This window comes from Phycicoccus avicenniae (assembly GCF_018139485.1).
In the GTDB taxonomy this organism is placed as follows: domain Bacteria; phylum Actinomycetota; class Actinomycetes; order Actinomycetales; family Dermatophilaceae; genus Phycicoccus; species Phycicoccus avicenniae.
In genome coordinates, this window is record NZ_JAGSNF010000017.1 from 107200 (window position 1) to 123544 (window position 16345).

Here is a 16345-nt window from a genome sequence, read left to right on the forward strand (position 1 = left end):
TTGCGGTCGGTCGGTGGTCAGGCGGGCTCGGCGGCCCGCCGGGTCTCGCAGTCCGGGCAGAGCCCCCAGTAGACGACCTCCGCCTCGTCGATGACGAAGCCGTGGTCGTCCGACGCCGTGAGGCACGGGGTCTCCCCCGTCGCGCAGTCGACGTCGGCGATCGTGCCGCAGTGTCGACAGACGACGTGGTGGTGGTTGTCCCCGACCCGGGCCTCGTACCGCGCCGCCGAGCCCGAGGGCTGGATGCGTCGCACGAGGCCGGCGTCGGTGAGGGCACGCAGGACGTCGTAGACGGCCTGGTGCGACACCGCCCCGACGTCCTCGCGCACGGTGCGCGCGATGGTGTCGGTGTCGGCGTGCGGGTGGTCGTGCACCGCCGCGAGGACCGCCAGCCGGGGCCGCGTCACGCGGAGCGAGGCCCCGCGCAGCATGTCCGGGTAACGGTGGTCGGTCGGCATACCCGTGAGCATGCCAGTTTTCTGGAACGAGTCAAGAATCGCAGGTGGCGGCCGGGGCGACGACCGACGCCGCCCACCGGGTCGCGGTGGACGGCGTCGCGTCGAGGGGCGCCCGTCCCGGTCGGGCGGGTCGGCGGTCGGACGGGACGGCGGTCAGCCCGCGGCGACGGCGAGCCGGTCCCGGGCCTCGAGGCAGAGGTCCGGCTGGTCGCAGAAGACCCCGTCGACCCCGGTCCGCAGGTAGGCCTCGACCTCGTCGACCATCCGCCCGTGCGCCGCAGGGTCGTCCCCGACGCGCAGGTCGGCGGGGAGGAAGACGTTCTCGGCGCGGAAGGTGTACGGCGTGACGGCGAGGCCGGCCGCGTGGGCGTCTGCGACGAGCGAGGTCGGCGTCCCGAGGCTGCCGTCGGCCTCCCACGGGATGACGCGTCGCTTGTCCGGGCCGATGGCGTCGACCGTCCGGGCGAGCTCACGGAGGGAGTGGGGGCGGAGCATCTCGGTGTACGTGCGCGGGGTGCCGGCAGCGGCGAGGTCGTAGGGCCCCCCGCTGTTCGAGGCGAGGAAGACAAGACGCGCGCGGTACCGGTGGTCCTCGCGGAGGTCGACGAGGTTCGTCCACTCGAACGACTGCGTCCACAGCGGCGCCGTCGGCCGGTTGAGGCCCGCCCGGGTCACCTCGCGGACGAGGGCGGCCTCGGGGTCGAGACCGGCGTCGTGGAGGTAGGTCGAGTGCTTGATCTCCGGGATGACGCCGATGGTGCGGCCGGCCTCGCGGCTCAGGCGGGCCCGCAGGTCGAGGACCTCCGCCAGCGTCGGCACGGTGAAGCGGCCGTCGTAGGAGGCGCTCTCCGGCCGCAGCTCGGGTAGCCGCTCGACGGCGCGCAGGGTGCGCAGCTCGGCGAGGGTGAGGTCCTCGACGAACCAGCCGGTCACGGGGCGGCCGTCGACCTGCTTCGTCGTGCGGCGGTCGGCGAGCTCGGGGTGGTCGGCGACGTCCGTCGTCCCGCTGATCTCGGGCTCGTGCCGGTCGACGAGGACACCATCCTTGGTCATGACGAGGTCGGGCTCGATGACGTCGGCTCCCTGCTGCACGGCGAGCTCGTAGGCGGCCAGGGTGTGCTCCGGGCGGTAGCCGGAGGCGCCGCGGTGGGCGATGACGAGGGGGTCGGCGAGGGCGCGCGGACCGGCCGGCGGGGCGGTCGTCGGCTGCGGCGACGGGGGCGCCGCGACAGCGCTCGAGGGGGCGAGCAGGGTGGCGAGGGCGAGGGTGGCCACGGCGAGTCCTGTCCTGTGTCGGGTCATGTCGTGGACGCTAGGGAGGCGGCAGCCAACCCCGGCCGACGTCGCCGTGACGGTCCGGTGAAGCGTCGGCGACGGGGTGGGGTGCACTCTCCGCCGCGACACCCGATTCGCTGTTTATGCGGAGCAGTGCATATAGTTGCACCCGTGTCCAAGGTACTCACGTCACTGCCCGCCGGCGAGCGCGTCGGCATCGCCTTCTCCGGGGGTCTCGACACCTCCGTCGCCGTCGCGTGGATGCGCGAGAAGGGCGCCGTCCCCTGCACGTACACGGCCGACCTCGGCCAGTACGACGAGCCCGACATCGACTCCGTCCCCGGCCGCGCCGGGCAGTACGGCGCCGAGGTCTCCCGGCTCGTCGACTGCCGCGCGGCCCTCGTCGAGGAGGGGTTCGCCGCCATCGCGTGCGGCGCCTTCCACATCCGCAGCGGTGGCCGCACGTACTTCAACACCACCCCCCTGGGCCGGGCCGTCACCGGCACGCTCCTCGTGCGGGCGATGCAGGCCGACGACGTCCAGATCTGGGGCGACGGCTCGACCTTCAAGGGCAACGACATCGAGCGGTTCTACCGCTACGGCCTGCTCGCGAACCCGGACCTGCGGATCTACAAGCCGTGGCTCGACCCGGACTTCGTCGCCGAGCTCGGCGGCCGGCACGAGATGAGCGCCTGGCTCACCGAGCGCGACCTGCCGTACCGGGACAGCCAGGAGAAGGCGTACTCGACGGACGCGAACATCTGGGGCGCCACCCACGAGGCGAAGACCCTCGAGCACCTCGACAGCTCGCTCGAGATCGTCGAGCCGATCATGGGCGTGCGGTTCTGGGACCCCGCCGTCGCCATCGAGACCGAGGACGTCACCGTCTCCTTCCGCGAGGGCCGCCCGGTCGCGATCGACGGTGAGGAGCTCGACCCGGTGGCGCTCGCCGACGCCGCGAACCGCATCGGCGGGGTGCACGGCCTCGGGATGTCGGACCAGATCGAGAACCGGATCATCGAGGCGAAGTCCCGCGGTGTCTACGAGGCCCCCGGCATCGCCCTGCTCCACATCGCCTACGAGCGGCTGCTCAACGCCGTCCACAACGAGGACACCATCGCGAACTACCACGCGGAGGGTCGGCGGCTCGGGCGGCTGCTCTACGAGGGCCGGTGGCTGGACCCGCAGGCGCTGATGATCCGCGAGTCGATCCAGCGGTGGATCGCCTCCGTCGTCACCGGCCAGGTGACCTTGCGGCTGCGGCGGGGAGAGGACTACACCGTCCTCGACACCCGCGGCGAGAACTTCAGCTACCACCCGGACCGGCTGTCGATGGAGCGCACGGAGAACGCCGCCTTCGGCCCGCTCGACCGGATCGGCCAGCTGACGATGCGCAACCTCGACATCGCCGACAGCCGCGCCAAGCTCGAGCTCTACGCCGAGCAGCCGACCGACCAGGGCCAGGTGCTCGTCGAGAACGGGACGCTCTTCGGCGAGCTGCCGACCGGCGGGTACGACCGGATCGCCGACAACCCGGCCGTCGGCGGCGACGAGGAGGACTCCCTGGACCGGGCCGCGATCGAGTACGGCACCGACTGACCGGCCCCCGCCGCGGTGGTGGCGCCCTAGAGTTGTGGGGTGTCCACGACGTCCTCCCCCGACACCCGCACCCGGGTCGCCCGCGCCGCCGGCGACCTCGGCGCCGCGGCGGTCCGCCAGATGGAGGCCGACCACGAGTGGTTCCGCGCCCTCTCGGCGGAGAACCGGTCCTGGGTCGGGCTCGTCGCCCAGGCCGGCATCTCGAGCTTCGTCCAGTGGTTCGAGGCCGACGACGACCGGACCGCCGTCACGGCCGACGTCTTCGGCACCGCGCCGCGTGAGCTGACCCGCTCGATCAGCCTCGCCCAGACCCTCGACCTCATCCGCACCGTCATCGGGGTCGTCGAGCGCGAGACGGCCACCCTGGCCACCCCGGCCGAGGCCCGGGAAGCGCGGGAGGCGGTCCTGCGCTACAGCCGCGAGGTCGCCTTCGCCGCGGCGGAGGTCTACGCCGAGGCGGCGGAGGCCCGCGGGGCGTGGGACGCCCGGCTCGAGTCGCTCGTCGTCGACGCCGTGATCCGCGGCGAGGCGGACGACTCGATGCAGTCCCGCGCCGCCGCCCTCGGCTGGGGCTCGGTGACGGACGTCGCCGTCGTCGTCGGCTCCACCCCTCGTGGCGCCACGGGACCGGTCCTCGACGAGCTGCACCGCACGGCCCGCCGCGCCGGCCTGCAGCTGCTCGTCGCCATCCACGGGCCGCGGGTCGTCTGCATCGGCGGCCACGTCACGGACCCGATGACGCTCGCGCGCTCCCTCGACCCGCACCTCGCCGACGGCCCGCTCGTCGTCGGCCCGACGGTCCCGCACCTCTTCGCCGCCGGCCGCAGTGCCCGGGCCGCCGTCTCCGGTCACACCGCCGCACCCGCCTGGCCCGGCGCCCCCCGGCCGGTCCACGCCGACGACCTCCTCGGCGAGCGGGCGCTGATCGGTGACCTCCCCGCCCGCAACGCCCTCGCCGCCCGGATCCTGCGACCCCTCCAGGAGTCGAGCGGCGGGGCCCTCCTCGAGACGGCCGCCGCCTGGCTCGACGACGGCCTCGGGGTCGAGGGCACCGCGCGCACCCTCATCGTCCACCCGAACACCGTCCGGTACCGGCTCGGCGGGATCGAGCGGGCGACGGGCTACGACCTCACCGACCCGCACGACGCACAGACGGTGCGCACCGCCCTCGCCCTGCACCGCCTCGGTCCGGCGGCCCGCGTCGCCCCCCGGTGACCACGGACCCCCGTTTGGAGGATCCCCACAAATGACGACGGGCAGGTTCGTCCCCCCTCGTCACGACCGGCACGGCCCGTACCCGCCACGCTGGGACTCGTGATCGTCATCGTCTGTCCCGGCCAGGGCTCCCAGACCCCCGGGTTCCTCGCGCCCTGGCTCGAGCTGCCCGGCGCCGCCGAGCACCTCGCCACCCTCTCCGACGCCGCCGAGGTCGACCTCGCCGCCCACGGCACGACCTCGGACGAGGACACCATCAAGGACACCGCCGTCGCGCAGCCGCTGCTCGTCGGCGCCGGGCTGCTGGCGCTGCGGGCCCTCGGAGGCACCGACGGCGTCGGGGCCCTGTCCGGTCACTCCGTCGGCGAGATCACCGCGACCGCCGGTGCGGGTGTCCTCGACGAGGCCGACGCGATGCGCCTCGTCGCCCTCCGCGGCCGCGGCATGGCCGAGGCGGCGGCCGTCACCCCCACCGGGATGAGCGCGGTCCTCGGCGGCACCCCGGACGACGTCCTCGCGACGATCGAGCGGCACGGCCTCACCCCGGCCAACGTCAACGGCGCCGGCCAGGTCGTCGCCGCCGGCGGGCTCGACGCCCTCGCCGCGCTCGCCGACGAGCCCCCGGCCAAGTCGCGGGTCGTCCCGCTCAAGGTCGCGGGCGCCTTCCACACGAGCCACATGCAGTCGGCCGTCGACGCGCTCGCCGCCGCGGCCGCCGACCTCTCGCCCGCCGACGCCGCCGTCCCCCTCGTCTCGAACCGCGACGGCGAGGTCGTCACGGACGGCCGCGAGGTCCTCGAGCGGCTCGTCGCCCAGGTGTCGACGCCGGTCCGCTGGGACCTGTGCATGGAGCGGTTCGCCGCCCTCGGCGTCACCGCCGTCATCGAGCTCCCACCCGCCGGGACGCTCGTCGGGCTGGCCAAGCGCGCCCTCAAGGGCGTCGAGCTGCTGGCCGTCAAGGGACCGGACGACCTCGAGGCCGCCCGCGCGCTGATCGAGGAGCACCGCCGATGACCGTCACGCCGAAGAACCTCGCCGGCCCGCTCGCCGCTCCCCCGGCGGCCTCGGCGCGCATCACCGGGATCGGCGGCTACCGCCCGCGCCGGGTCGTGCCGAACAGCGAGATCGTCGAGCGCATCGACTCCTCGGACGAGTGGATCCGCGAGCGCTCCGGCATCATCGAGCGCCGCTGGGCCGGCGAGGGCGAGTCGGTCATCGACATGTCCGAGCTCGCCACGACGCCGGCGCTGGAGATGGCCGGCATCGAGGCCGCGCAGCTCGACGCGATCCTCGTCGCCACCGTCAGCTGGCCCTACCAGACCCCGGCCGCCGCGCCGATGCTCGCCGAGCGTCTCGGGTCCAAGGCCGCCGCCCTCGACATCTCGGCGGCGTGCGCCGGGTACTGCCACGGCATCACGATGGCCAACGACATGGTCCGGGCCGGGACGGCCGAGCACGTCCTGGTCGTCGGGGTCGAGCGCCTGTCGGACTTCACCTCCCGCGACGACCGCGGCACCGCCTTCATCTTCGCCGACGGTGCGGGCGCGGCGGTCGTGAGCCGCTCCGAGGTCCAGGGCATCGGCCCGACCGTCTGGGGCAGCGACGGCGCCCAGTGGGAGGCCATCTCCCAGACCGAGAGCTGGATCGACGTGCACCAGAAGAACCTCGGCTGGCCGCACATCGGGATGGCCGGGCAGACCGTCTTCCGCTGGGCGGTGTGGGGCATGGCGCCCGTCGCGCAGAAGGCCCTCGACGCCGCCGGGGTCACCGCCGACCAGCTCGACGCGTTCGTCCCGCACCAGGCCAACGTCCGGATCATCGACGCGATGGCCAAGCAGCTGAAGCTGCCGGCGGACATCCCCATCGCCCGCGACATCGCGTACACCGGCAACACCTCCGCCGCCTCCGTCCCGCTCGCGATGGAGCGGATGGTGCGCGAGGGTGAGATCCCCCGCGGCGGCCTGGCCCTGCAGATCGGCTTCGGCGCCGGCCTGTCCTACGCGGCGCAGGTCGTCACCATCCCCTGACCCCCGGCGGCCCCCGGGTCACCCGGGCCGAGCACCACCCGTCCACCGACACGAAGGAGACCGACATGGCAGACCAGCAGGAGATCCTCAGCGGCCTCGCGGACATCGTCAACGAGGAGACCGGCGTCGAGCAGTCCGAGGTCCAGATGGACAAGTCGTTCACCGACGACCTCGACATCGACTCGCTGTCGATGATGACGATCGTCGTCAACGCCGAGGAGAAGTTCGGCGTCCGCATCCCCGACGACGAGGTCAAGAACCTCACGACCGTCGGCGACGCCGTGAGCTACATCCAGAACAACCAGGGCTGACCCGCCCGCCTCCTCGACCCCGTCCGGTGGCCCGGACGGGGTCGGGGACGCACCACCCGCGGTTGACCCCCGCGGAGCCGTCCCACCGCCCCGACCCAAGGAGCAGCTGACCCCATGAGCGAGCGTCGCGTCGTCGTCACCGGACTCGGTGCCACCACCCCCCTCGGCGGCACCATCGCCGAGACCTGGGACGGCATCCTCGCGGGCCGGTCGGGTGCCAAGCCCCTCGACCAGGAGATGGTCGACCGCTACGAGATGCCGGTCCACTTCGCGTGCACCATCGCGCAGGACCCGTCCGAGGTGCTCACGAAGGTGCAGATCCGGCGGATGGACCCGAGCGCGCAGTACGCGGTCATCGCCTCGCGCGCCGCGATGGAGGACGCCGGATCCCCCGAGCTCGACCCGGAGCGGCTCGGTGTCGCGATCGGTACCGGGATCGGCGGGGTCTGGACGCTGCTCGACCAGTGGGACAACCTCCGCGAGAAGGGCCTGCGCCGGGTGTTCCCGCTCGCGGTGCCGATGCTCATGCCGAACACCTCGTCCGGCAACGTCTCGCTCGACCTCGGCGCCCGCGCCGGCGCCCACACGACCGTCTCGGCGTGCGCATCCGGGGCGGAGTCGATGGGCACCGCCTACGACATGATCCGGGACGGCCGCGCCGACGTCGTCGTCGCCGGTGGCACCGAGGCCGCGACGCACCCGATCTGCTTCGCCGGGTTCGCCCAGATGCAGGCGCTCTCCACCCGCAACGACGACCCGGGCGCCGCGTCGCGCCCCTACGACACCGGCCGCGACGGGTTCGTCATGGGCGAGGGTGCCGCCGTCATGGTGCTCGAGGAGTACGAGCACGCCAAGGCCCGCGGCGCGCGGATCTACGCCGAGTTCGCCTCGATCGGGATGTCCGCCGACGCGCACCACATCACCGCACCGGAGCCCGAGGGCGCCGGGGCGAGCCGGGCGATGCGCGCGGCCGTCGAGCGCGCCGGGCTCTCCGACGGCGACATCGTCCACATCAACGCGCACGCGACCTCGACCCCGGTCGGCGACGTCGCCGAGGCCAACGCGATCCGCCGCGCGTTCGGCGGGGCGGCCGACGGGATGCCGGTCAGCGCGACGAAGTCGATGACCGGGCACCTGCTCGGTGCCGCCGGGGCGCTCGAGGGCCTGCTGACGGTCCTGTCCGTGCACCACCGGACCGCGCCGGCCGCGATCAACATCGACGACCTCGACGAGAAGATCGACCTCGACGTCGTCCGCGGAGAGCACCGGACGCTGCCCGACGGCGACATCGCCGCGCTCAACAACAGCTTCGGCTTCGGCGGCCACAACGTGGCCCTCGTCATCACGAGCGTCTGAGCCGCCGTCCGGGGTCCGTGCGAACCCCGGACAGTGGCCCGGCCAGGGCCCTACCGTTCTGCCGTGGGCGACGGAACGGGCAGGGCAGACGTCCCGGGGGCTTCGCGGACGACGTTCGTGTCGACGCAGGCGTCGGTCGAGCGCGAGATCCGTGCGCTCCGCCGGTGGCACCTGCGACGACGCGCGGTGTGGGTGGCGCTGGCGCGGACGTGGCTGCTGGCCCTCCTCCTCGTCGTCGCCGGCTCGGTGCTCGTGGGCTCCGTCCTCGGCTCGGACCCCTGGCTGCTCCTCGGCCCGTGGCTCGCTGTGGGTGCCGTCACCATCTTCCTGCTCGACGCCGCACTCGTCCCCTGGCGAGCGGGGCGGATGTTCCGGTCGATCGTCATGGCGCAGAGCCCGCCCGGCACCGCCCTCGGGGCCGACGTCGGGCCGGACCGGTTCGTCCTCGACACCCCGGACACCTCCTTCGCGATCTCGACCGACGCGATGACCCGCCTGACCTGGGTCGAGGGCTGCCTCGTCATCGACACCCGGACCGACAAGTTCTTCGTCGTCCCCGGTGAGCTCCTCGACGACCACGCGTGGTCCGTCCTCGAGACCGCCCTCGGCGACCGGCTACGACGTGTCTGACGGTTCCTCTTCCGGGGTGTACGAGGTCTCCTACGTCCAGACCCGGGAGATCGCCCGACGTGAGGCGGCCGCTCTCGTCGAACGCCTCGAGCGTCGGCAGGGACGCTGGCGGTGGTTCGTCGTGCGCCACGCCGCCGTCCTCGCCCTGTGTGTCGGGGTCGTGCTGACGCTCGCCGTGGCGGGCCGGGCGAGCGCGGACGGAGCCGCGCGGGGGCTCGCCGTCCTGGTTCCCGCGGTCCTCGCCCTCACGGCGTTCGACGTCTGGCGGGCACGTCGCCGCGTGCGCCGCGCCGCGCGCCGGTGGAGCGAGATCTCCTGCCCTCCCGGGACGCAGGTGCGGGGGCGCTGGTCCGCCGAGCGCGTCACCTTCGTCCTGCCGAGCCACCAGGTCGCGCTCGACCTGTCGACGATCGTGACGGCCGAGCGCGTGGCCGGCGTCCTCGTCCTCGAGCAGGAGGACGAGCGCGCGTGGACAGTCCCGGACGAGCTGCTCGGGGACCGGGGCCTGGCGATCCTCGCGGAGGCCCTGGGCCCGCGCCTGCGCGGAGTGTGAGGCCGGTCGATGCGGTTCGTGACGCGACGGTGGGGGTCAGCCGACCTTGTGGAGCCAGCGGACGGGGGCGCCCTCGCCGGCGTAGCGGAACGGCTCGAGCTCCTCGTCCCACGCCGCACCGAGCAGTTCCTCGAGCATCTCCTGCATCGCCTCGGGGCTGCCCTGGGCGAGGACGACGACCTCGCGGAGCCGGTCCTCGTTGACGACGGCGTCACCGCTCGCGGAGGTCCACGTGTGGTGGATGCCCAGGCCGGGGGTGTGCGACCAGCGGGAGCCGTCGCAGCCGGGGCTCGGCTCCTCGGTCACCTCGTAGCGCAGGTGGTCCCAGCCCCGCAGCGCGGAAGCGAGCCGCGCCCCGGTCCCGGCGTCACCGGCCCAGCTGAGCTCGCCCCGCACCATCGCCGGCGCGGCCGGCTGCTCGGTCCACTCGACGGCGACTCGGGTGCCGAGCACCCCTTCGATCGCCCACACGACGTGCGGGCACAGCGCCTTGGGCGTGGAGTGGACGTAGATCACTCCACGCGTGGCGGTACGCGGCATCGCGACAGTCATCGTGGTCTCCTTCACGTGCGGTGGACGTCTTCCCCAACGCCGTCGCTCGTGGCGGACCCGGTTGCTGCCGGTCGGTCGTGCTGTGCGGGCACCTGCGTGCCGGTTGTCGAGGCCCATTGTGCACCACGCGGCGCACCCGCACCAGCGATCACAGGGATCACCGGGCGGATGCGCCGGGGCCTCTCGTCAGATCGACCAGGCGGTCGACTCCGCGGCCGTGTCGTCCGAGGTGCCGTTCGCGTCGGACGGGTCACCGGAGTCGGTCGACCCCTCGTCCCGGTCGCGGTCCGCCCCGGGGCCGTGCCCCATGCCAGGCCCGCCACGGCCGGGGCCGCGCCCGACGGGTCCACCGCCCTCGTGGGTCCCGGTCACGGCGAAGTCGGCGTCGAGCGCGACGTGGACGTGCCCGTCGTCGGTCGTCAACATGACGTCGTAGGTGCCGTCGGACCGGGCGCGGACGGCGGTGGCCGTCCCGCCGTCGACCTCCGCCTCGGCGGCGGCGATGGCGCGGCTCGCCGCGTCGGCGGTGAGCGGACCACCCTCGTCCATCATCGGGCGGTCGGGACGCTCGCCGTCGCCGTCGGTCGTCCCGCCCTCCGGGGAGGCCGTCGCCGAGGGCGAGGGGGTCGAGGTGCTGTCGTCCGCGGCGGCGATGCCGGCGCCCGTGAGGCCGAGGGCGACGGCCGCCGCGAGGCCCGCGCCTCCGACGGCGAGGATCGTACGGGTGCGGTCCATGGTGGCTCCTTCGTCGTGGGGACCTGGTGCCACCACGCTCCGGTCGGCGCCTGTGGGGGACCTGTCATCGCCGTCGCTCGGTGCTGTGAGGTCGAGCCGCGCGGCGTTCGACCTGCGGCACGGGTCAGGCGCCGGGCCGCCCCCTCCCCGGCGCGACGGTGCGCGCGAGGATGCCGAGCGTCGCGCGCAGCGCCGACTCGGGGACGACCGGGAAGATGCGGTCGGCGACCCGCTCGTAGTGCGGGTGCACGTCCGACCAGTCGTAGTACGCCACGACCCGGGTGCCGCCGTCGATCGGCTCGAGGCGGTACCCGTAGACGTGGCCGATCGGCGGCTGCATCGTGCCGTCGATGGTCCAGGCGATCTCCCGGTCCTGCTCGTACACGGTGAAGATCACGGTGACGTCGTACTCCCCCATGTCCCGGTCGCGCAGCGCGTCCCGGTCCATGTGGACGACGAACCGGTCACCCACCGCGGTGACCGGCGACCCGCCCGCCGACATGAGCATCCCCGAGGCGTCGACGGCCACGTGTCCCTCGGGCCGGGTGAGGAGGTCGAAGACCTCGTGCGGCTGGGCGGCGACGGCCCGGTCGACCTCGATGCGGCGCTCCGTCATCACGGCTCCTCGCTCTCGACGGCTGGCTCAGTCAAGCACGCAGCCGCAGTGACCTACGCGGTCCGGCCACGTTCTACCGCGCCGATAGGCTCGCGGGCGACGGCCACGGCCGTCCCGGGGCGTTAGCTCAGTCGGTCAGAGCAGCGGACTCATAATCCGTCGGTCGTCGGTTCAAGCCCGACACGCCCCACGCCTACGAGCCCGCGCCTCCTGGCGACACCGCGAACACCGGCCAACCGATCTCGGTCCGCCACGCCGCGGCGTCGGCGGTGTCCCGTGGCCCGACGAGATAGGTCTCCCGCACCGGGCCCGCGATGGCCAGGGCGTTGCGCGCGACCCAGGCACCGACCTCGCCGTACGTGACGTCGATGTCGTCGTGGTCGCCGACGTGCGTCGCGACCGCGAGGTCGACGGCGGGCAGGACGACACGGTGCACCCGGCCCCGGTCCGGGGGCGACGCACACGGCCGGTGGACGAGGACGTGTCCTCGCCCGGTCTCGAACAGCGCGTTGTCGTACACGCCGCCCACCGGACCCTCGCCGCCCCCGACGACGGCGTCCAGCTCCGCCACCGCGCCGGCGAACCAGGGCAGGACGGCGTCGAGGTCGACGTCGTCCTCGACCGCGGCGACGACCGCTTCCGGCACGGCACGCACCTCCACGTGCACCGGCGCCGGCTCGGGGGCGAGCAGGCGGCGCAGGGAGCCGACCGCCGCCCGCGTCCGGTCGAGCTCGGCCTCGAGGTGCCGGAGGTGCTCGGTGACGACGGCCGCCCGGTCGGCGGGGTCGTCCGCCTCGAGGACCCGCCGGACCTCGGGCAACGGGACGTCGAGCTCGCGGAGCCGGTGGATCACCTGCGCCACGGGGATCTGCTCGACGGCGTAGGAGCGGTACCCCGTCGAGCCGTCGACCGCCGCGGGCAGCAGGAGGCCGCTGTCGTGGTAGCGACGCAGGGTCCGCACGCTGAGGTGCGTCATCCGCGCGAACTCGCCGATGCTCAGGCCCGCCACCATCCCCGCAGTGTGCACCCTCCCCCCAGGAGAGGGTCACGGCTGTTGACCCTCACGCTGAGGACGGCCGCAGGATCGGTCCATGACCACCACCGACACCGCCCACCCCGTCCCCACCGACGACCTGCCCGCCGCCGTCCGCGGTTTCCTGGCCGCGCACGCGGACCGTGACGTCCCCGCGGCCGCGACCTTCTTCACCGACGACGCCGTGGTCACCGACCAGGGCGAGACCTTCCGCGGCACCGACGGCGTGCACGACTTCCTGACCCGCGCCGGCAGCGAGTACACCTACACCTCCGAGCTCGTCGGCGCCCGCCACGTCGACGACACCCGGTGGGTGGCGGTGGTCCGCCTCGAGGGGGACTTCCCCGGCGGGGTCGCGGTCCTCGACTACCGCGTCTCCCTGGCCGACGGCCGCATCGCCGAGCTGACGATCGGATGACCGCGTAGCGTCCCGCGCCCGGCCCACCGGCCGGCGGGCCGCACCACGTGGACGGTCAGGCGCGGCGTGGCAGGACGACGGTCCTGCTCCCACAGGTCCCGGACAGGATCCGCTGGAGCGCGGCCTTCTCACGGGAGTCGATGCTGAGCCGCCATCGGTACTTCACCTTGACCCAGTCGACGGCGTAGCGGCACCGGTTCTTCGGCGGCATCCACTGCCCGGGGTCGTAGGCGTTCTTCTGGTAGCGGTTGAGCGACGGGGTCATCACGTTGAGGCTGGGGGCGTAAAGGTCGTTCGCGAAGCGGGTGCGGCGGTCCTTGGACCACGACCGCGCACCCGAGCCCCACGCCTCCGCGAGCGCGACGTGGTGGTCGATGTCGACCTGGGCCTTGCGGGTGTACCAGCGTCCGTCGTACATCGAGTACCACCTCCCCGTGGAGAAGCTGCACCCTCCGATCCGGACCCGGGACTCCGCGACGAGCACCTCCTCGCGGGTGTCCTGGCAGTCCTTGTCGACGTCGAGCCAGTGCGGGAACTTCGCCCGGTCGTAGCCGCTGTTGCTCTCGGCGCGCACGTCCAGCGCGTTGAGGATGCGCGCAGGGGTCGTCTGGTACGCGGCCTGTGCCGAGGAGGGGAGAGCGAGCCCCACCGCCGCGGCGACGAGGGCGGAGGCGGCGAACGCGATGGTGGATCTCACCGATGTCCTTTCGTCAAGAGTTCGCGCGGACGCTAGCCCGGCCACATCGACGCCGGACGCCCGACGACCTGGCGGTCGGCCGTTCGGCCGGTAAGGTCCGGCCACGTGGTCCTGCTCGTCGTCGTCGTCGTCCTCGCCGCGGTCGCCGCGGGGGTCGGCATGGTCTCCCGTCGTCAGGAGGGTGGGCTGCGCGCCTTCTCCTCCGCCGTGGCCCTGCTGCTCGTCGTCTCGCTCGTCATCTGGAGCGTCGTCATCGTGCTCCAGGCCCTCAGCGCCTGAGCGGGCGTCCCGACCTCCGAGGCCACCGCGCACGCCCGTGACAGAGTGGCCGCATGAGTGACGACGCCCGCAGGGCACGCTGGGAGAGGTCCGGGGAGTGGCCGCTGACCGTCGCAGCGCTCGTGTTCCTCGTCTCCTACGCCTGGCCGATCCTCGACCCCGGCCTCGACGCCGCCGTCGTCACGGCCCTCGACGTCGTCACGTGGGTGGCGTGGGCGATGTTCGCCGTCGACTACGGCGTCCGGCTGTGGCTCGCGGAGCACCGGGTCACGTTCTTCCGGAAGAACCTGCTGGACCTCGCGATCGTCGTCCTCCCGCTGCTGCGTCCCCTCCGCCTCCTGCGCCTGTTCACGCTGCTCGCGGTGCTCAACAAGAAGGCGGGGGGCTCGCTCCGCGGCCGGGTGAGCGTCTACATCGGCGGCTCGGCGGTCATGGTCATGCTCGTCGCGAGCCTCGCCGTCCTCGATGCCGAGCGCGGCGCACCCGACGCGAGCATCGACTCGTTCGGGGTGGCCCTCTGGTGGGCGGCGACGACGGTGACGACCGTCGGCTACGGCGACTTCTACCCCGTGACGACCGAGGGCCGGTTCGTCGCCGCCGGCCTCATGCTCGCGGGCATCGCCATCATCGGAGTCGTCACGGCGACCTTCGCGAGCTGGCTCATCGACCGGGTCCGGGAGATCGAGGACGAGGCGTCCGAGCAGGCGCCGAGCAAGCGCGACGTGCTGCGCCTCACCGACGAGGTCCGCGACCTGCGCCGGGTCGTGGAGGAGCTGCGCTCCCAGAAGTGAGCGGGCCCAGGCCCGTCCGCGGACGAGGTCTCGGATCGGTCACGATCACGGCCCCCGCGAACCGGCACTGTCCGAACCCCGCTCGCACTCGCTAGGTTCTCGTCGCATGAGCGAGCCTCTCGTCGTCCTCAAGGACGTCAACAAGCACTTCGGCGACCTGCACGTCCTCAAGGACATCAACGTCACCGTCGAGCGCGGTGAGGTCGTCATCCTCATCGGCCCGTCCGGCTCCGGGAAGTCCACCCTCTGCCGCACGATCAACCGCCTCGAGACCTTCGAGAGCGGCTCGATCACCATCGACGGCAAGGAGCTGCCCGAGGAGGGCAAGGAGCTCGCCGCCCTGCGGTCCGACGTCGGGATGGTCTTCCAGTCCTTCAACCTCTTCGCCCACAAGACGATCCTCGAGAACGTCACCCTCGGGCCGATGAAGGTGCGCGGCATCAAGAAGGCCGAGGCCGAGAAGCGCGCCATGGAGCTCCTCGAGCGGGTCGGCATCGCCCACCAGGCGCACAAGTACCCGGCCCAGCTCTCCGGCGGCCAGCAGCAGCGCGTCGCGATCGCCCGGTCCCTCGCGATGGACCCGAAGGTCATGCTCTTCGACGAGCCGACCTCCGCGCTCGACCCCGAGATGATCACCGAGGTCCTCGACGTCATGGTGCAGCTCGCGAAGAGCGGCATGACGATGATCGTCGTCACCCACGAGATGGGCTTCGCCCGCAAGGCGGCCGACCGCGTGGTGTTCCTCTCCGACGGCGAGGTCCACGAGCAGGCCACGCCGGAGGAGTTCTTCACCCACCCCAAGAGCGACCGCGCGAAGGACTTCCTCGGGAAGATCCTCACCCACTGACCCGGGGGGCCGAGCGGCCCGCCGTACCGACCACCGTCGGCGACACCAGGAGGAACGAGACACCATGAAGAGCACCCGCACCGGACTCGCCGCCGCGGCGGCGGTCCTGGCCCTCACCGTGAGCGCCTGCGGCTCCGACGACGGCGGGGGCGGCGACGCCGGCTCCGGCGGCGACGGCGGCGGCGACTCCATCCGGATCGGCATCAAGTTCGACCAGCCCGGTCTCGGCCTCAAGCAGGGCGAGGAGTACACCGGCATGGACGTCGACATCGCGACGTACGTCGCCGGTGAGCTCGGCTACTCCGAGGACCAGATCGAGTGGGTCCAGGCCCCGAGCGCCCAGCGCGAGAACCTCATCGCCACCGACCAGGTCCGCCTCATCTTCGCGACCTACTCGATCACCGACGAGCGCAAGGAGCAGGTCTCCTTCGCCGGTCCGTACTTCATCGCCGGTCAGGACCTCCTCGTCCGCTCCGACGACGACTCGATCACCGGCCCGGACAGCCTCGACGGCAAGTCGCTCTGCTCGGTCACCGGCTCGACGTCCGCGCAGAACGTCCAGGAGGAGGTGCCCGGGGTCAACCTCCAGGAGTTCGGCACCTACTCCGAGTGCGTCGCGGCCCTGCAGTCCGGCGCCATCGACGCGCTGACCACCGACGACACGATCCTCGCCGGGTACGCGGCCCAGCCGCAGTACGAGGGTCAGCTCAAGGTCGTCGGCAACACCTTCTCCGAGGAGCGCTACGGCGTCGGCCTCAAGAAGGGCGACACCGAGCTGTGCCAGCAGGTCACGGACGCGATCAACCAGATGTTCGAGGACGGCTCCTGGCAGGCCGCCGTCGACGACAACCTCGGCCAGGCCGGGTACCAGCCGGGGGCGGGCAACCCGCCCACCCCGGACGAGTGCGCCTGACCCGTCCTGTCACCGTCGACACCGCCCGCCCGCTCCGGGC

General features: G+C 73.0%; 20 protein-coding genes and 1 tRNA gene. 14 read left to right on the forward strand and 7 right to left on the reverse strand.

Going from position 1 to position 16345, the window contains the following annotated elements:
• Window positions 1–17: 17 nt before the first annotated feature.
• Window positions 18–458, reverse strand: a complete 441-nt coding sequence (locus KC207_RS12270; RefSeq protein WP_211603389.1) for a Fur family transcriptional regulator — start codon at window positions 456–458, stop codon at window positions 18–20.
• Between the two features lie 153 nt (window positions 459–611).
• Window positions 612–1760: a glycerophosphodiester phosphodiesterase gene (locus tag KC207_RS12275; RefSeq protein ID WP_211603390.1), complete on the reverse strand. Its 1149-nt coding sequence runs from the start codon at window positions 1758–1760 to the stop codon at window positions 612–614.
• A 144-nt stretch (window positions 1761–1904) separates the two neighbouring features.
• On the opposite strand from KC207_RS12275, the gene argG reads away from it, so the two are divergent.
• The 8 genes from argG to KC207_RS12315 all read left to right on the forward strand — a co-directional run bounded on the left by argG (window position 1905) and on the right by KC207_RS12315 (window position 9424).
• Window positions 1905–3332 carry an argininosuccinate synthase gene (gene argG / locus KC207_RS12280; protein WP_211603391.1) on the forward strand — a complete coding sequence of 476 codons (1428 nt, stop codon included), beginning with the start codon at window positions 1905–1907 and terminating at the stop codon, window positions 3330–3332.
• 39 nt (window positions 3333–3371) lie between these two features.
• The gene (locus tag KC207_RS12285) at window positions 3372–4547 is read left to right on the forward strand and encodes a PucR family transcriptional regulator (RefSeq protein ID WP_249138711.1); all 1176 of its coding nucleotides are present in this window, start codon (window positions 3372–3374) and stop codon (window positions 4545–4547) included.
• 99 nt (window positions 4548–4646) lie between these two features.
• A complete protein-coding gene (locus KC207_RS12290; protein ID WP_211603393.1) occupies window positions 4647–5561 on the forward strand; it encodes an ACP S-malonyltransferase in 915 nt (304 codons plus the stop codon).
• On the forward strand, window positions 5558–6574 hold the full coding sequence (locus tag KC207_RS12295; protein ID WP_211603395.1) for a beta-ketoacyl-ACP synthase III: 1017 nt from the start codon (window positions 5558–5560) through the stop codon (window positions 6572–6574). Before KC207_RS12290 ends, KC207_RS12295 begins: the two co-directional genes overlap by 4 nt.
• Window positions 6575–6639: 65 nt before the next feature.
• The gene (locus tag KC207_RS12300; protein WP_211603397.1) at window positions 6640–6885 is read left to right on the forward strand and encodes an acyl carrier protein; all 246 of its coding nucleotides are present in this window, start codon (window positions 6640–6642) and stop codon (window positions 6883–6885) included.
• Window positions 6886–6999: 114 nt separating this feature from the next.
• Window positions 7000–8241, forward strand: a complete 1242-nt coding sequence (gene fabF, locus KC207_RS12305; protein WP_211603399.1) for a beta-ketoacyl-ACP synthase II — start codon at window positions 7000–7002, stop codon at window positions 8239–8241.
• A gap of 63 nt (window positions 8242–8304) precedes the next feature.
• Window positions 8305–8871, forward strand: a complete 567-nt coding sequence (locus tag KC207_RS12310; protein ID WP_211603401.1) for a hypothetical protein — start codon at window positions 8305–8307, stop codon at window positions 8869–8871.
• A 16-nt stretch (window positions 8872–8887) separates the two neighbouring features.
• Window positions 8888–9424 (forward strand): hypothetical protein, encoded by a 537-nt coding sequence (locus tag KC207_RS12315; protein ID WP_211603403.1) that lies wholly within the window; start codon window positions 8888–8890, stop codon window positions 9422–9424.
• Between the two features lie 36 nt (window positions 9425–9460).
• On the opposite strand, the gene KC207_RS12320 is transcribed toward KC207_RS12315, so the two are convergent.
• The 3 genes from KC207_RS12320 to KC207_RS12330 all read right to left on the reverse strand — a co-directional run bounded on the left by KC207_RS12320 (window position 9461) and on the right by KC207_RS12330 (window position 11327).
• Complete coding sequence (locus tag KC207_RS12320; protein ID WP_211603405.1) at window positions 9461–9976, reverse strand: DUF3145 domain-containing protein; 516 nt, start codon at window positions 9974–9976, stop codon at window positions 9461–9463.
• Window positions 9977–10162: 186 nt separating this feature from the next.
• Window positions 10163–10711 carry a hypothetical protein gene (locus KC207_RS12325; RefSeq protein WP_211603407.1) on the reverse strand — a complete coding sequence of 183 codons (549 nt, stop codon included), beginning with the start codon at window positions 10709–10711 and terminating at the stop codon, window positions 10163–10165.
• A 124-nt stretch (window positions 10712–10835) separates the two neighbouring features.
• Window positions 10836–11327 (reverse strand): SRPBCC family protein, encoded by a 492-nt coding sequence (locus KC207_RS12330; RefSeq protein ID WP_211603409.1) that lies wholly within the window; start codon window positions 11325–11327, stop codon window positions 10836–10838.
• A 116-nt stretch (window positions 11328–11443) separates the two neighbouring features.
• On the opposite strand from KC207_RS12330, the gene KC207_RS12335 reads away from it, so the two are divergent.
• Window positions 11444–11517: transfer RNA gene (locus tag KC207_RS12335), tRNA-Ile, on the forward strand.
• A 3-nt stretch (window positions 11518–11520) separates the two neighbouring features.
• Here the strand turns inward: KC207_RS12335 and KC207_RS12340 are convergent.
• On the reverse strand, window positions 11521–12339 hold the full coding sequence (locus KC207_RS12340) for a MerR family transcriptional regulator (protein ID WP_211603410.1): 819 nt from the start codon (window positions 12337–12339) through the stop codon (window positions 11521–11523).
• 79 nt (window positions 12340–12418) lie between these two features.
• Here KC207_RS12340 and KC207_RS12345 point away from each other — a divergent pair, with 79 nt between their 5' ends.
• Window positions 12419–12778 (forward strand): nuclear transport factor 2 family protein, encoded by a 360-nt coding sequence (locus KC207_RS12345; RefSeq protein ID WP_211603412.1) that lies wholly within the window; start codon window positions 12419–12421, stop codon window positions 12776–12778.
• A gap of 55 nt (window positions 12779–12833) precedes the next feature.
• Here the strand turns inward: KC207_RS12345 and KC207_RS12350 are convergent, their stop codons facing one another.
• On the reverse strand, window positions 12834–13475 hold the full coding sequence (locus tag KC207_RS12350; RefSeq protein WP_211603414.1) for an HNH endonuclease family protein: 642 nt from the start codon (window positions 13473–13475) through the stop codon (window positions 12834–12836).
• Between the two features lie 105 nt (window positions 13476–13580).
• On the opposite strand from KC207_RS12350, the gene KC207_RS12355 reads away from it, so the two are divergent.
• The 4 genes from KC207_RS12355 (at window position 13581) to KC207_RS12370 (ending at window position 16305) form a co-directional block, all read left to right on the forward strand.
• Complete coding sequence (locus tag KC207_RS12355; protein ID WP_211603416.1) at window positions 13581–13754, forward strand: hypothetical protein; 174 nt, start codon at window positions 13581–13583, stop codon at window positions 13752–13754.
• Between the two features lie 53 nt (window positions 13755–13807).
• The gene (locus KC207_RS12360; protein ID WP_211603418.1) at window positions 13808–14545 is read left to right on the forward strand and encodes a potassium channel family protein; all 738 of its coding nucleotides are present in this window, start codon (window positions 13808–13810) and stop codon (window positions 14543–14545) included.
• 106 nt (window positions 14546–14651) lie between these two features.
• Window positions 14652–15392: an amino acid ABC transporter ATP-binding protein gene (locus KC207_RS12365; RefSeq protein ID WP_211603420.1), complete on the forward strand. Its 741-nt coding sequence runs from the start codon at window positions 14652–14654 to the stop codon at window positions 15390–15392.
• Window positions 15393–15456: 64 nt separating this feature from the next.
• Window positions 15457–16305, forward strand: coding sequence for a glutamate ABC transporter substrate-binding protein (locus KC207_RS12370; protein WP_211603422.1), 849 nt, complete (start codon window positions 15457–15459; stop codon window positions 16303–16305).
• Window positions 16306–16345: the final 40 nt, after the last annotated feature.

Bases quoted from the DNA above. Each gene is read 5' to 3' on its own strand.
- KC207_RS12295 (WP_211603395.1), top strand. From the start codon at position 5,558: ATGACCGTCACGCCGAAGAACCTCGCCGGCCCGCTCGCCGCTCCCCCG.
- KC207_RS12275 (WP_211603390.1), bottom strand. From the start codon at position 1,760: ATGACCCGACACAGGACAGGACTCGCCGTGGCCACCCTCGCCCTCGCC.
- KC207_RS12330 (WP_211603409.1), bottom strand. From the start codon at position 11,327: ATGACGGAGCGCCGCATCGAGGTCGACCGGGCCGTCGCCGCCCAGCCG.
- KC207_RS12370 (WP_211603422.1), top strand. From the start codon at position 15,457: ATGAAGAGCACCCGCACCGGACTCGCCGCCGCGGCGGCGGTCCTGGCC.
- KC207_RS12320 (WP_211603405.1), bottom strand. From the start codon at position 9,976: ATGACTGTCGCGATGCCGCGTACCGCCACGCGTGGAGTGATCTACGTC.
- KC207_RS12360 (WP_211603418.1), top strand. From the start codon at position 13,808: ATGAGTGACGACGCCCGCAGGGCACGCTGGGAGAGGTCCGGGGAGTGG.
- fabF (WP_211603399.1), top strand. From the start codon at position 7,000: ATGAGCGAGCGTCGCGTCGTCGTCACCGGACTCGGTGCCACCACCCCC.
- KC207_RS12300 (WP_211603397.1), top strand. From the start codon at position 6,640: ATGGCAGACCAGCAGGAGATCCTCAGCGGCCTCGCGGACATCGTCAAC.
- KC207_RS12325 (WP_211603407.1), bottom strand. From the start codon at position 10,711: ATGGACCGCACCCGTACGATCCTCGCCGTCGGAGGCGCGGGCCTCGCG.
- KC207_RS12270 (WP_211603389.1), bottom strand. From the start codon at position 458: ATGCCGACCGACCACCGTTACCCGGACATGCTGCGCGGGGCCTCGCTC.
- KC207_RS12345 (WP_211603412.1), top strand. From the start codon at position 12,419: ATGACCACCACCGACACCGCCCACCCCGTCCCCACCGACGACCTGCCC.
- KC207_RS12340 (WP_211603410.1), bottom strand. From the start codon at position 12,339: ATGGTGGCGGGCCTGAGCATCGGCGAGTTCGCGCGGATGACGCACCTC.
- KC207_RS12365 (WP_211603420.1), top strand. From the start codon at position 14,652: ATGAGCGAGCCTCTCGTCGTCCTCAAGGACGTCAACAAGCACTTCGGC.